Here is a 13,034-nt window from a genome sequence, read left to right on the forward strand (position 1 = left end):
CGGTCGGGGCCCTCGGGCCCGGTTCAGGAGCCGGTGGTTGGCGAAGGCGCTCAACCGCAGGTCATCGGCTGCTCGCTGTCCGCGGCGTGGTCCACGCAGAACTTGCGGATGGCTTCGAGCATCTCGGGGGTGATGGCGTCGGTGACCATCTTGTCGGCGGTTTCCGGGGTGGCGACCTTGGCGTGGGTTTCCGCGTAGGCGCCGTCGAAGAACTCGTCCCACTGTTCCTGGATGAGCGTCATCGGCGTGTATTCGCCGGCCGCCGCCTTGGCGCCGTGGCAGACCTTGCAGCTCGTCTTGAAGAGTTCCTTGCCGTCGAGGGCTTTCGGCTTCTCGGCCTCGTCAGCGGCCATCGCCAGGCCGGCGACGAAGACCAGCGAGGTGACTGCGAGCAGGACACGCAGGAAGGATGGGGAGCGAAGCATGGAGGCCCTCCGGGGTTTCAGGTGCGGGCGCGACGGCGGGAGTTCAACCGTCTATAGATTGCGAAATTGATAGACGGATTATCAACAATCAAGCACAAAGTTTAACAACCGGGAACCATCTCTTGCGATGCCAACAGGATGAGAACGATTCTCCAAACTGGAACGCGGCCTCAGACCGGCGATCGGGCCCCAGCGGCCGCTTAACGCTTGAGCCCGCAGCCGGATTGCCCGAAACTGGGGTTCACGAATAGACCTGAGGCCAACCGGGAACGGGGGACCGTTTGAACGCCGCGATCCTGCTTTTCGAAGACCACACCTGGAGCCGGTTCCAACCGGTGGCCGCCTCCGTGCCGGTGGGAGAACAGCGCTGCGGGCTGTTCTCCACGCGGGCGAGGCTGGAACTGGCTGGGGCCGCCGGCACCCACTTGGTCCGCCCGTGGTTGCGCCCGCTCTGCCCCGAAGGACCCTGGCAGGTCGCGCCGGCGATCGCGCCGGGACGGGACGCCTTGTGGATCAGCGGCAGGCTGGCGCCCGCCCCGGCGCTGGTGACGGCGCTGCTGGCGACGGTGGCGCCCGGGCCCGCGTTTGCCTGGCGGGACGAAGACGGGCTCGTGGCCGCGCGGACGGGAGCGGTTGAGACAGGGGCGCGCCTGGCAGCTGGGTGCGCTGGAGCGACAACGCCGCCCCGCGGTGGGACGGCCCGGCTGCGGCTCCCGACGACCTGGTCCTGGAACCGGGACCGGGGCAGACGCTGCGGTTCGCGGCCGGCACGGACCCCGCTGTCGCCCGCAGCCTCGCCGCCGGCCTGGTGGCCGCGTGCGGCGGCGCCGCGCCGGCCCTGAGGCGGGTCTGGGAGATCGTCCCGGCCACGGCCGGGGCCCTGGCCGCGGACCTCGGCGCGGCCGTCGCGGCGGGCGGTTGGGAGTGCCGGCCGTTCGGCCTGGCCGCGCTGGAGGCGGCGCCCGGGCCGTGGGCCGGCCGCACCACCCTGGCGCGCGTCGATGCTGCACAGATGCCGGCCGGCACCTGGCTGCTCGGCGGCGACCTGTGGTGCGGCGCCGAGGTCGCGCTGGCTCCCGGTTGCGTGGTCGACGCGCGGCGGGGACCGGTGATCCTGGACCGCGGCTGCGACATCGCCCCGCATACGCTGCTGGAAGGGCCCCTGTACCTGGGGCCGGGCTGCCGCGTCAAGGCCGGGGCCCGCATCTACGGCGAGTCCAGCTTCGGCATCGGCAACCGGCTGGCGGGGGAGATCGGCGAGTCGACCTTCGGCGACTTCACCAACAAGCAGCACGAGGGCTTCATCGGCCATGCGGTGCGGGGCTGGTGGGTGAACCTGGGCGCCATGACCACCTGCAGCGACCTCAAGAACAACTACGGGACCGTGCGCGTGGACCTGGGCGGCGGCAGCGAGGACACCGGGCTGCGCTTTGTCGGGCTGCTCGCCGGCGACCACGTGAAGACGGCCATCGGCACGCTGTTCAACACCGGCACCTGCGTGGGGTTCGCGAGCAACATCTTCGGCGGCGCCATGCCGCCCAAGCTGGTGCCCGCCTTCAGCTGGGGAGGGTCCGAGGCGGCTCCCGCCTACGGCCTGGAGCAGGCGGCGTCCACCGCCGCCGTGGTCATGGGACGGCGCGGCTGCCGGTTCCTGCCGGCCCACCACAACCTTTTCGCCCGGCTCGCGGAGGGTGCCTGACCGTCGCGGCAGCGTGCAGTCTGCCCGGCGCTGCGGCGTGCGATCGTGCCCGATGACGGCGGCGCGGGGCGCGAGATGGCGCCGGGTTTCCGGGAAGGCCCGGATCGTCGCCGGTCTAAGCTGTTATATAACAACATGATATTACACCATGTTCGAGTTCATTCTCCCCATGCACTTCCTAAATCCCATGCGGCACGCGAGTTGCTGAAACCCCAGCAAATGTTCTCTGCGCTGTTCGCGATTGGGGACCCAGTATCTACAACAACTTTGTAGATCCCGGTTGGTCCACACACGGCAGTTCGCGGGGGACATTTTCTTATTGGCAACGGTTTCGTGAGATGTTAGAATTCATCACTGTAACCTCCGTTCACCAATGCATCTACGAACATGCATCGACAGCGGTGCAGCCATGGCGATGCATCGTCGATGTGAATCGGAATCGCAGCTTCAGGACGCGCAGCAAGAGGGTTCCCTGCATGACGAAAGCTGAACTGGTCGACCTCATCACCGGGAATACCGGGTTGAATCGGCGGGATACCGTCACGGTCGTCAATCTCATCATGGAGAATATCGGCAGTGCGCTGGCCGCCGGCGACAAGGTCGAGCTGCGCGGTTTCGGCAGCTTCAAGGTCAAGAGCCGGCGCTCGCGCCTGGCGCGCAATCCGCGGACAGGTGACGCCGTGGACGTGCCGGCCAAGCGGGTTCCCTATTTCAAGGCCTCCAATGAGCTGAAGGACCGCCTGAACGGGACCGAAGGGTCGACCGACACCGAGTAGCCAACTTCCGTTTGTCAGCGGCCGTTCGATGATCTATCTTGTTCGCCGCACATCACGTCGCGCGGTGAGGATGACGGTGGGTCCTGCAAGGCGGGGCCCGACTGCCCGCGCGCGTTTTTGACTGCTGCCGTTCCTCGGGGGCGGGGCCGGCCTTGACCGGTGAAAGGTGGGAAGACGATGCCGAACGGACGCAAGCGGAAGCGGAAGAAGATCGCGACGCACAAGCGCAAGAAGCGGTTGCGCAAGAACCGCCACAAGAAGAGGTAGGCTGCCGCCGGCCACCGCCCGGATCCAGGTCCGTGGGCGGTGCCGGCGGACGCCGGACCAGCCGGCGTCCCTACTGAACCGAGTCGCGTCAGGATCACATCGCGGAGGGAGCCTCGCCGATGACCGGAAACTCGCCGGAGCGACGCCGGGCCCAGCGCGTCAGCGCCAACCTCAAGCTCGAAGTCAAGGTACCGGGCGCCGATGCTCGGACGGCCACGCTGCAGACGATCAACATCAGTTCGTCGGGCGTGTATTTCCGTTCCGACCACTTTGTGCCGCCGATGACCCGCCTGGCCATGGAGATCGAGGTCAGTGTCCCCGCCGACGACGGCGGGGAGCACGGCACCGCCCTGGTGCCTTGCGACGGACTCGTGGTCCGCGTGACCCCGGAGACCGAGGTCCCCGACTGTGCCGACTACGAGGTAGCCGTGTTCTTCACGGGCATCACCCCGGAAGGCATGGCCAACCTCGAGCGCCATATCGCCCTGCTCATCGACGATCCGGACTGACCCCGGCGCCGTCCCCGCCCCGCTGCGTGCGACGGCGCAACCGCCTGCCACGGTTGTTTTTCGCCATTGCCCCTCAAGCCACCCATGGCCCGGTCGAAAACGGACGGGTAACGGTGCGCTCCGCCGGCGCGCCGCTCGCTAACCCGTGCCGATGGGGCCCGCAGATGACCGATCCGTCCGAACGCCTGATCCTGGTCGTCGACGACTCGCCGCCGACGTGCCTGTACCTCAAGCGCCTGCTTGAACGCAAGGGCTATCGTGTGCTCACGGCGGGGGACGGCGTCGTGGGCGTCCGCATGGCGATGGAGCACCTGCCGGACCTGATCCTGCTGGACAAGGAAATGCCCGGGATGCACGGCTTCGACGTGAGCCGCATCCTGCGCCGGCACAACGACACGAGCGGCATCCCCATCCTGATGATCAGCTCCGAGTCGCAGATCGAGGAGAAGATCCGCGGCCTGGACATGGGCGCCGACGACTTCATCGCCAAGGGCATCTCGGGCGAGGAGCTCTATTCGAAGATCAATGCGTTCCTGCGCATCAAGGACCTGCAGGACAGCCTGCGCCGCGAGAGCGACAAGCTGAACCAGATCTTCCGCTACCTGCACGAGCCGGTGGCGATCTGCGGCGCCGACGACCGCCTGCTGCTGGCCAGCCAGGTCTTCCTGAGCCTGCTGCGGATGCCGCGCGAAGTGACGCAGTTCAAGTCCATGACCGAGATCCTGATGACGCTCGAGGTGGGGCCCGAGACCATCGCGCAACTGCAGGCCGGGACGCACGAGGACGTGCGGCTGAAGATCACGCTCGACGAGAAGACGACGTACCTGAAGTGCCGCACGGCGCGGATCCACCTCGGCGAGGACAGCACGGCGCTCGCCTACATCTTCAGCGACGTCACGCGCGAGGTCGAGGCCGAGCAGATGAAGGCCGATTTCCACTCGATGATCGCCCACGACCTGCGCTCGCCGATGTCGGTGATCCAGGGCTACGTTTCGCTGATGGCCAGCGGCAAGACCGGCGCCATCAACGCCACGCAGAACGAGTTCCTCGAGTCGGTCAATCGCAAGATCGGGGAAATGACGTCGCTGCTGAACGACTTCCTGGACATCAACAAGATCGATGCCGGGTTCGTCAACCTGAAGTGCGACGACATGAACCTTGGCGAACTGGTGGCCGGCGTCGTCGACGACCTGACGCCCATGGCCGAGAGCTCGGACATCGCGATCGAGGTGAACCTGCCCGAATACGCCCTGCTGGTGCACGCCGATTCGCTGCGGGTGACGCAGATCATGCGCAACCTGCTGTCGAACGCGATCAAGTACAACGTCGAGGGCGGGTGGATACGGCTGTCGCTGGCGGTCGAAGGCCGCTGGGCGCGGGTCGAGATCTGCGATGGCGGCATCGGCATGAGCGAGGACGAGCAGCGCGTGCTCTTCCAGCCGTACACGCGGGGCTCCTCGCAGCGCCGCATCAAGGGCGTCGGGCTGGGCGTGGTCATCGTCAAGAAGCTGGTCGAGAGCCACGGCGGCACCGTCACGGTCGCCAGCGCCCCGGGGCGCGGGTCGACCTTCGTCTTCACCCTGCCGCTGGCGATCGGACCCGCCAGCGAGGGGCCCGGGACGCCGGATTCGGCCGTGGAAGCCCTGACCGTGGACCAGCCGACCGCCGTCCACTAATCGATCACCCGCTGCTTCCTATCCGGCCAGGCCGGTTGCCCTCCGGGGCAGCCGGCCGGTCGACTTTTTCCCGTCGGCAATTCCTGCCCGTGCGGCAGTTCCTGCCGGGCCGGGACGGGCGCCGCGTCCGGCGAGCCCTGCAACCGCGATTGCGCCCCGCGCCGTGGCATTCCTGCCCCGGCAATGCCTGCCGCCCGCCGTGACAGCGGCCGCCGATGATGGAGGCACGCTGCTTGCGGATCCGGCGGGAATCATTGTGTCCCGGGGAAGGAGTGCCCGTGATCCGCAGCCTCAACACCGCCGCGCGCGCCATGCAGCTGGAACAGGTGCGCATCGACGCCCTGGCCAACAACCTGGCCAATGCGTCGGCGAGCGGCTTCCGGCAGATCATCACGCGGTTGGCCGAACCCGCGAAGGAGTCGGCAGGTACGCCGGCAGCCGATGCTGCCGCCCAGGCGGCCGGGGCCGCGCGCACGCCGGCCGGCGGCGCGGCCGAACCGCGCTGGCGCCCGGTGTCGCGCGCCGACCTTTCGCACGCCCTCGATGCACGCCCCGGCCCGATCCGGCCGTCGGGCCGCGACACGGACGTGGCCATCATGGGCCGCGGGTTCTTCGAGATCCAGACCGCCGACGGGCCGCGCTACACGCGCAACGGGTCGTTCATCCTCGACAATGACCGTCAATTGACCACGCCCGACGGCCACCCTGTGGCGGGCGACGGTGGCGCGCTGCGCCTGGACGGCAACGAATTCTCGATCGCCAACGACGGCACCGTGACCGTGGACGGGCAGGCCGTGGGCCGCCTGAAGCTGGTCGACTTCGCCGATCCCTCGAAGCTGGAACACATGGGTGATGCGTTGCTCAGGGCGCCGGCCGACATGGCCCCGCAGCCGGTGGCGCTCGAGGACACCATCGTCGCCCAGGGCCATATCGAGGGCAGCAACGTGAACGCGATCGACACGCTCGTGGCCATGATCGAGGCCCAGCGTGCCTTCGAGATCCACAGCAAGGTGCTGCAGAAGGAAGACGACCTCCTGAGCAAGTCGGTGAACAACCTGCCCCGGACGAGCGCCTAGGACGGCAACGTCCGGCGGGAAAGGTGATGTGACATGATCAGAGCGATGGGGTCCGCCGCCTCGGGCATGAAGGCCCAGCAGATGAACATCGACACGATCGCCAACAACCTGGCGAACGTGAATACGACGGGCTACAAGCGCAGCCACACCGAATTCCAGGACCTGCTGTACGAGAAGGTCATGCCAGGCGGGCTCGTCAACGCCGAAGGTCGGGCTACGCCCGTGCGCGTGGAGGTCGGCCACGGCGTGAAGCTGGTGGCCACGAACAAGAACTTTGACCAGGGCACGATCGTCGCCACGGGCAACCCGCTGGACGTGATGATCGAGGGCGACGGCTTCTTCCAGCTGCGCATGCCCGACGGCACCATCAAGTACACCCGTGACGGCAGCTTCAAGATGGACGCCGACCGCAATGTCGTCACCGCAGAGGGCTACCGCCTCGAGCCGGCTCTCGTGATCCCCGAGGATGCCCTCGAGGTGTCGGTGTCGCGCGACGGCATCGTCAGCACCATGGTGCAGGGCGACGACGCCAATGTGCAGGAGATCGGCCAGCTGGAACTGGCGCGCTTCCCGAACGCGGCCGGCCTGGCCGCCCTCGGCGGCAACGTCTTCAGCCAGACGCCGGGCAGCGGCCAGCCGATCCTGGGCCAGCCTGGCCTCGAGGGCATGGGCGCCACCTCGGCCGGCTACCTGGAAATGAGCAACGTCGAGACGGTGGACGAGCTCGTCAACATGATCACGGCGCAGCGCGCCTATGAACTCAACTCCAAGACCATCACCATGGCCGACGAGATGCTGCAGATCGTCAACCGGCTGGTGAGGTAGGCCATGACGTCGACCGGCCGGATCCTGCTGCTGCTGGCGCTGCTCGCGCCCGGGGCGGCGTCCGCCTGGCTCGTGGTGCTGCCCGACAGCCTGACCGTCGCCACCGAGGTGGTGCGGCTGGGCGAGGTGTCGTTGTCGCCGGTGCCGGCGGAAGCGGCCGCCGTCCTGCTGGCCGAGGCCGGCGAGCAGGGTGGATCGACCATCGTGACGCGCCAGGGTGTCCTGCGCCGGCTCGTGGCCCTGGGGCTGGCCGACGCCGTGCAACTGGACGGCGCCAAGCGCTGCGTCATCCGCTTCGGTGGCTCGCTCATCGATCCGTCGGCGCTGCAGGTCGAGGCCGAGCGCCTGGTCGGCACGCTGCTGCCGGCCGCGGCCCCCGGGGCACCCGCAACGTGGTGCGAGGTGACCCTGCCGAGCGGCGCGGTCGCCGCGTCGGGCCCCTGGAGCCTGGCCTGCAGCCGGCGCGAGCCGCTGCCGCCCGGGCGCAGCCAGGTCCGCCTGGAACTGCTGGACGGCTGGCAGGCCCGTGAGGTGCCGGCCACGGTGGTCGTTCACGCCCACGGCGAGGTGGCGGTGGCCCGCGTGGCCGTCGATCGCGACCAACCGTTGGCCGACACGATGTTCGACTGGCGCTGGCTGGACCTGGCCGAGGTGCCGGCCGGGCTCGTCAGTTCCCGCCTGCAACTGGCCCAGTCCAGCGCCGCGCGCACGCTGCGCGCGGGCGAGCAGCTGCGGGCCACGGACCTGAAGCCGACACCCGTCGTGCGGGCCGGCGACATGGTGGAACTCCTCGTGCAACGCGGCAGCGTCGCGGTCAGCGTCGGCGCGCTGGCCCGACAGTCGGGCAGCGTGGGTCAGACGATCCCGGTGCGCAACGAATTGACGGGCCGCCTGGTCAACGCCCGCGTGGCGGGACCAGGCAGGGTCGAATGGAGGCGCTGAGATGAACAACGACATCGTGCGACGGTCAGTGGTCCTGGTGCTTGCGGCCGGCGTGGCGGCCGTTGTGGCCACCCCGGCGGCGGCGACATCCGGCCGCCGACCGTTGATCGACCTGGAATCGGGCGCCTCGCTCGTGAGCAACCTGAAGGCGCACCGCGTGGGCGACCTGGTCACGATCCTCATCACCGAGGATGCCACGGCCGCGGCCGGCGCCAAGACGAAGGCCGACAACAAGAGCGAGCACGGCGGGGGCCCGGGCCTCGGCTTCCTCGACTTCATCCGCCCCTGGGACATGTCTACCGAGAACAAGTACCAGGGCAACGGCGACACCGAGCGCAACGGCAGCCTTCGTGCCGAGATCACCGCGCGCATCACCGAAGTGATGCACAACGGCGACTTCCGGCTGGCGGGCACGCGCATGGTCAACATCAACGGCGAGAAGCAGCTGATCGAGATCACCGGCGTCTGCCGCTCGCGCGACATCGGCGCCGACAACACGATCATGAGCACGTACATCTCGGACGCGCAGATCGCCTACAACGGCTCCGGCCTGGTGACGGACGCCGCCCAGCCGGGCGTCGTCACGCGCATCCTGAACTGGCTCTTCTAGGAGGACGGCATGAAGCGCGGTCACAACCGACGGGCATTCGCGACCACGGGCCTGGCCCTCGCGGCGATGATGGCTGTACTGCCTGCATCGCCCGCCAGGGCGCTCAAGGCCGACGAGTCGCGCATCAAGGACCTCGCCTTCCTCGAGGGCACGAGTCCCGAGCCGCTGGTCGGCTACGGCCTGGTGATCGGCCTCAACGGGACCGGCGACAGCCCGAAGGCGGGCGGCACCTCGAATTCGCTCGCGACGCTGCTCGAGCGCCTCGATGTGACCGTCGCCGCCAGCGACCTCAAGGCGAAGAACGTGGCCGAGGTGATGGTCACGGCCGAGCTGGACCCGAATACCAGCGTCGGTGGCCGGGTGGACGTCAAGGTGAGCTCGCTGAACGACGCGGGCAGCCTGGAGGGCGGCACCCTGGTGATGACGCCGCTGAAGTCGATGGACGGCGTGGTGAGGATCATCGCGCAGGGGAGCGTCTCACTGGGCGGCTTCAACGTGAACGCGGGCTCGGGCAACAGCGTGCGAAAGAACCACGCACAGTCCGGCATCATCAGCAACGGCGGCACGGTGCGCGTGGCATTCGGTGGCAGCTGGCAGCAGTCCGGGCGCCTGGCCTGGCTGCTCCATTCACCCGACTTCTCGACGGCTGCCGCCGTTGCCGGCGCCATCAGCGCCGAGTTCGGCGCCGGCACGGCGCTGGCGCGTGACGCGCAGCGCGTGGAGGTCGTGATCCCGGCCGCGCTTGGCGCCGACCCTGTCACCTTCGTTGCCGCCATGGGACAGCTTGCCTCGACGAGCGACGCCACTGCTCGGGTGGTCCTGAACGAGCGCACCGGCACCATCATCGTGGGCAAGAACGTGAAGCTCAAGGAGGCGGCGGTCGCGCACGGCACGCTGAAGGTCATCGTCAGCACGCTCTACGACGTGTCGCAGCCCAATCCGTTCAGTACCGGCGGTCAGACGACGGTGACACCCGATGTGCGTGCCGATGCGACCGAGCATGAGGCGCGCGTGCTGCGCGTACCGGACACGAGCACCGTGGCCGACGTGGTCGGCGTGCTCAATGAGATCGGCGCCACGCCCCGTGACATCATCGCCATCCTCGAGGCCCTCAAGCAGGCCGGGTCGCTGCAGGCCGACCTGGTCATCATGTAGGCGACATGGAATTGCCGGGCAACGGGCAGGCGAACGGCGTGCTCGAGCGCGCACAGGCGGCCGGTGAGCAGGCCCGCCTGCGTACGCTGGAGCAGAAGCCGGCAGCGCACACCCGCGACGACCTGGCGAAGACGGCCCGCGAGTTCGAGGGCGTCTTCATGGACATCCTCATGCGCGCGATGCGCAGCACCGTGCCCCAGAACGACCTGATGGGCTCGGGCGGGGCCACGCAGATCTATCGCCAGATGCACGATTCCGAGATCGCACGGTCGCTGTCGGACGCCGGCGGGGGCTTCGGCATCGCCAAGCTGCTGGAGTCGCAGTTCGCCGACCAGTTCAGCGAGGAGCAGGCGGATCCCGGCGGCACGGCGGAGATGGAGGAAGCCGCCCCTTCGCGCGGCCTGCCGACGCCGTTGGCGCTGGCGCGCTATCGGCAGGGTGCGCAGTCGGCGCCGGCTGTGCGTGGCAAGCTTTCCGTCCCTGAGGTCTTCGGCCCTCCGGCCCCGGCGATGGCTGTTGCCGAGCCGAAGGCGCAAACGCCGCCACGCGCGCCCGCGGTGGCTCCCCGTCGCGGCGACACCGCCTCCGGCGGCCGATACCAGCGAGACGGCCATCGCGGCCCGCCCGCCGCGCCCCAATCTGCTGCCCACCGACCGCCGCCTGGCCGAGGCCCCGCTGGGCACCGCCGAGGCCGACACGGTGCGGCGCTTCGGCCCCGCCATCGACAAGGCCGCCGCCGCTGCCGGGCTGGACCCGAGGCTGGTACTCGCCGTGGTCATGGAGGAGTCGGGCGGCGATCCGTCGGCCCGTTCGGCTGCCGGCGCCCGCGGCCTGATGCAGCTCATGCCCGGCACGGCCCGCGACCTGGGCGTGGCCAACCCGGCGGACCCGGCCACGAACCTTGGCGGCGGCGCCCGCTACCTGGCCGCCCAGCTCGAACGCTATGACGGCCGCCTCGACCTGGCGCTCGCTGCCTACAACGCCGGTCCCGGCAATGTCGACAAGGCCGGCGGGCGCGTTCCCGCGTTCCGCGAGACCCGTAACTACGTGTCGCGCGTGATGGACCGCTACGCGCGACTGCGCACTGGCACGGAACTGGATACAGGGCAAAGGTGACCGGTTTCGACTCACCCGTTTCCCGAGGTCGCTGGACGATGCGCAACGAGCCGAATCTGCTGCAACCGGACGAGGGTCGCCTGTTGGCGGGGCTCCTCCGCGAGGAACTGACCCACTATCGCCGCCTGTTGCGGCTGGCGTGGCGGCAGAATTCCTACATGAAGCGGCAAGATGTCGACCGCCTGGCCGCCAACGCACGCGATTGGGGGCGCTGGATCCCGGCCGCCGACCGGGCCCGCCTGGCCCGGGAGCGCCTGGTGGCGTCGCTGGCCCAGCGGCTGGGAGTGTCGATCCCGCCCGGCAGGGTGGGAGACCTGATGGACTACGCGGCCGCCGACCAGCGCGCCGTGGTGGACGCCCTGCTGGCGGAGATCCGCCACACGGCCGGCAGGCTGGCGCGCCAGAACGGGCACAATCGCCAGCTCGCCGAGTTCTGCATCGACCTGGCCCACGAGGAAGCCGAGATCTTCAAGCGCTGCGTGCTCCAGGATCCCTCCGGTTGCTACCGCGGGGACGCGAAACAGAGTGATCGCGGGCCGGGCGGCGTGCTCGTCCGGCAAGCCTGAGGGGTGACCGCATGCCCGGTTTGAACTCGATCATGGATACCAGCCTCTCGGCGTTGTTCGCCGCGCAGGCCGGCCTGGCCACCACCGGCCACAACATCGCGAACGCGAACACGCCGGGCTACAGCCGCCAGCTCGTCCAGTTCGCCGCGCGGCGCCCCGACATGACGGCGGTCGGCGCCATCGGCCGCGGTGTGGAGGTCGAGGGCGTCCGGCGTATCCAGGACGAGTTCATCCTCAACAACCTCCGTTCGCAGACGGCCCGGGGCGAGTCGTATGCCGCCGTCGATTCGGCGCTCAGCGAAGTCGAATCCATCCTGGGATCGATCGACAACGACCATCTCGGTGATGCACTGACGCGCTTCTTCGGCGCCTGGAACGCACTGGCGCAACCGACCATCACCGACAGCCTCAAGGAGAACGTCGTCACCAGCGCCGTCAGCCTGGTGACCGACCTGCACTCCATCGACGAGAGCCTGACGGCGCTCGAGACGAACATCGAGAGCAGCATCCAGCTCGAGATCGGCAACCTGAACCGCCTCCTGACGCAGGTGGCCGACCTCAACCGCCAGATCATGTCCGCCGAGGCGGGTGGCCAGGAGGCCAACGACCTGCGCGACCAGCGCGACCTGCTGATCACGCAGGTGTCGTCCATTGCCGAGGTCTCGACCTACGAACGCGAGGACGGGACCAAGGACGTGATCCTGGCCGGGCGCACGATGGTGGCCCGCGACAGCGTCACCCTGTTCGAGAGCGCCTACGAGAAGTCCGCCGACGGCTACCGCATGACGATCGTCACCAACGGCACGAAGCAGGCCGTTCGCCTCTCGCTCGGGAAGCTCGAGGGGCTGATGACAAGCCGCGACGTGCACATCACCAACGTGCGCGCGCAGCTGGACGGCGTGGCCAGGAAGCTGATCGAGGATGTCAACGCGTTGCACACGCAGGGGCGCACCCTGTCCGGCAGCGGCCTGCAGTTCTTCACGGGCGACAACATGCACACGATCGGGGTCAACCAGGAGCTCATCGACAACTCAGGGCTCGTCGCCATCGGCCGCACGACGGCGCCGGGCGACAATGAACTGGCCCTGGCCATCGCCAACCTCGGGAATGTCAGTTCCGGCATCGGCGGCGACGACACAGTGAACGACGTCTACCGCAGCCTGCTGACCGAACTGGCCAGCAACCGCAGCACCTACGAGTTCATGGTCGTGAACCAGCAGGACGTGGTGGTGGCGCTGGAATCGAAGCTGGCCAGCATCGCCGGCGTCAGCCTGGACGAGGAAGGCGCTGCCATGGTCCGCTACCAGAACAGCTACAATGCCGCCGCGAAGATCGTCGCCACGGTCCAGGAAATGTACGACACCCTGATGAACATGGTCTAGGAGGCGACAC

14 protein-coding genes are annotated in these 13,034 nt (G+C 68.6%); 13 read left to right on the forward strand and 1 reads right to left on the reverse strand.

Going from position 1 to position 13,034, the window contains the following annotated elements; translation table 11 throughout:
• Window positions 1-50 precede the first annotated feature (50 nt).
• A complete protein-coding gene (locus tag IPG61_00570; GenBank protein MBK6732595.1) occupies window positions 51-425 on the reverse strand; it encodes a c-type cytochrome in 375 nt (124 codons plus the stop codon).
• 281 nt (window positions 426-706) lie between these two features.
• Between IPG61_00570 and IPG61_00575 the strand changes: the two genes are divergently transcribed.
• The 13 genes from IPG61_00575 to flgK all read left to right on the forward strand — a co-directional run bounded on the left by IPG61_00575 (window position 707) and on the right by flgK (window position 13,024).
• Window positions 707-1,267 (forward strand): hypothetical protein, encoded by a 561-nt coding sequence (locus IPG61_00575; protein ID MBK6732596.1) that lies wholly within the window; start codon window positions 707-709, stop codon window positions 1,265-1,267.
• Window positions 1,234-2,124, forward strand: coding sequence for a hypothetical protein (locus tag IPG61_00580; protein ID MBK6732597.1), 891 nt, complete (start codon window positions 1,234-1,236; stop codon window positions 2,122-2,124). Before IPG61_00575 ends, IPG61_00580 begins: the two co-directional genes overlap by 34 nt.
• A gap of 476 nt (window positions 2,125-2,600) precedes the next feature.
• A complete protein-coding gene (locus IPG61_00585; protein MBK6732598.1) occupies window positions 2,601-2,900 on the forward strand; it encodes an integration host factor subunit beta in 300 nt (99 codons plus the stop codon).
• A 386-nt stretch (window positions 2,901-3,286) separates the two neighbouring features.
• Window positions 3,287-3,676: a PilZ domain-containing protein gene (locus IPG61_00590; protein MBK6732599.1), complete on the forward strand. Its 390-nt coding sequence runs from the start codon at window positions 3,287-3,289 to the stop codon at window positions 3,674-3,676.
• 164 nt (window positions 3,677-3,840) lie between these two features.
• The gene (locus IPG61_00595; protein MBK6732600.1) at window positions 3,841-5,352 is read left to right on the forward strand and encodes a hybrid sensor histidine kinase/response regulator; all 1,512 of its coding nucleotides are present in this window, start codon (window positions 3,841-3,843) and stop codon (window positions 5,350-5,352) included.
• A gap of 278 nt (window positions 5,353-5,630) precedes the next feature.
• Complete coding sequence (locus IPG61_00600; protein MBK6732601.1) at window positions 5,631-6,428, forward strand: flagellar hook-basal body protein; 798 nt, start codon at window positions 5,631-5,633, stop codon at window positions 6,426-6,428.
• Window positions 6,429-6,461: 33 nt separating this feature from the next.
• Window positions 6,462-7,253 carry a flagellar basal-body rod protein FlgG gene (gene flgG / locus IPG61_00605; GenBank protein ID MBK6732602.1) on the forward strand — a complete coding sequence of 264 codons (792 nt, stop codon included), beginning with the start codon at window positions 6,462-6,464 and terminating at the stop codon, window positions 7,251-7,253.
• A gap of 3 nt (window positions 7,254-7,256) precedes the next feature.
• Window positions 7,257-8,195 carry a flagellar basal body P-ring formation protein FlgA gene (flgA, locus tag IPG61_00610; protein MBK6732603.1) on the forward strand — a complete coding sequence of 313 codons (939 nt, stop codon included), beginning with the start codon at window positions 7,257-7,259 and terminating at the stop codon, window positions 8,193-8,195.
• A gap of 1 nt (window position 8,196) precedes the next feature.
• Complete coding sequence (locus IPG61_00615) at window positions 8,197-8,805, forward strand: flagellar basal body L-ring protein FlgH (protein ID MBK6732604.1); 609 nt, start codon at window positions 8,197-8,199, stop codon at window positions 8,803-8,805.
• Window positions 8,806-8,814: 9 nt separating this feature from the next.
• Entirely contained in the window at window positions 8,815-9,960 is a 1,146-nt protein-coding gene (locus IPG61_00620) for a flagellar basal body P-ring protein FlgI (GenBank protein ID MBK6732605.1), read from the forward strand.
• A gap of 429 nt (window positions 9,961-10,389) precedes the next feature.
• The gene (locus IPG61_00625; protein MBK6732606.1) at window positions 10,390-11,076 is read left to right on the forward strand and encodes a lytic transglycosylase domain-containing protein; all 687 of its coding nucleotides are present in this window, start codon (window positions 10,390-10,392) and stop codon (window positions 11,074-11,076) included.
• A 38-nt stretch (window positions 11,077-11,114) separates the two neighbouring features.
• On the forward strand, window positions 11,115-11,642 hold the full coding sequence (gene flgN, locus IPG61_00630) for a flagellar export chaperone FlgN (protein MBK6732607.1): 528 nt from the start codon (window positions 11,115-11,117) through the stop codon (window positions 11,640-11,642).
• An 11-nt stretch (window positions 11,643-11,653) separates the two neighbouring features.
• On the forward strand, window positions 11,654-13,024 hold the full coding sequence (gene flgK / locus IPG61_00635; GenBank protein MBK6732608.1) for a flagellar hook-associated protein FlgK: 1,371 nt from the start codon (window positions 11,654-11,656) through the stop codon (window positions 13,022-13,024).
• The last annotated feature ends 10 nt before the right edge of the window (window positions 13,025-13,034 follow it).

The sequence above is a fragment of the bacterium genome, from assembly GCA_016703265.1.
Lineage (GTDB): Bacteria > Krumholzibacteriota > Krumholzibacteriia > LZORAL124-64-63 > LZORAL124-64-63 > CAINDZ01.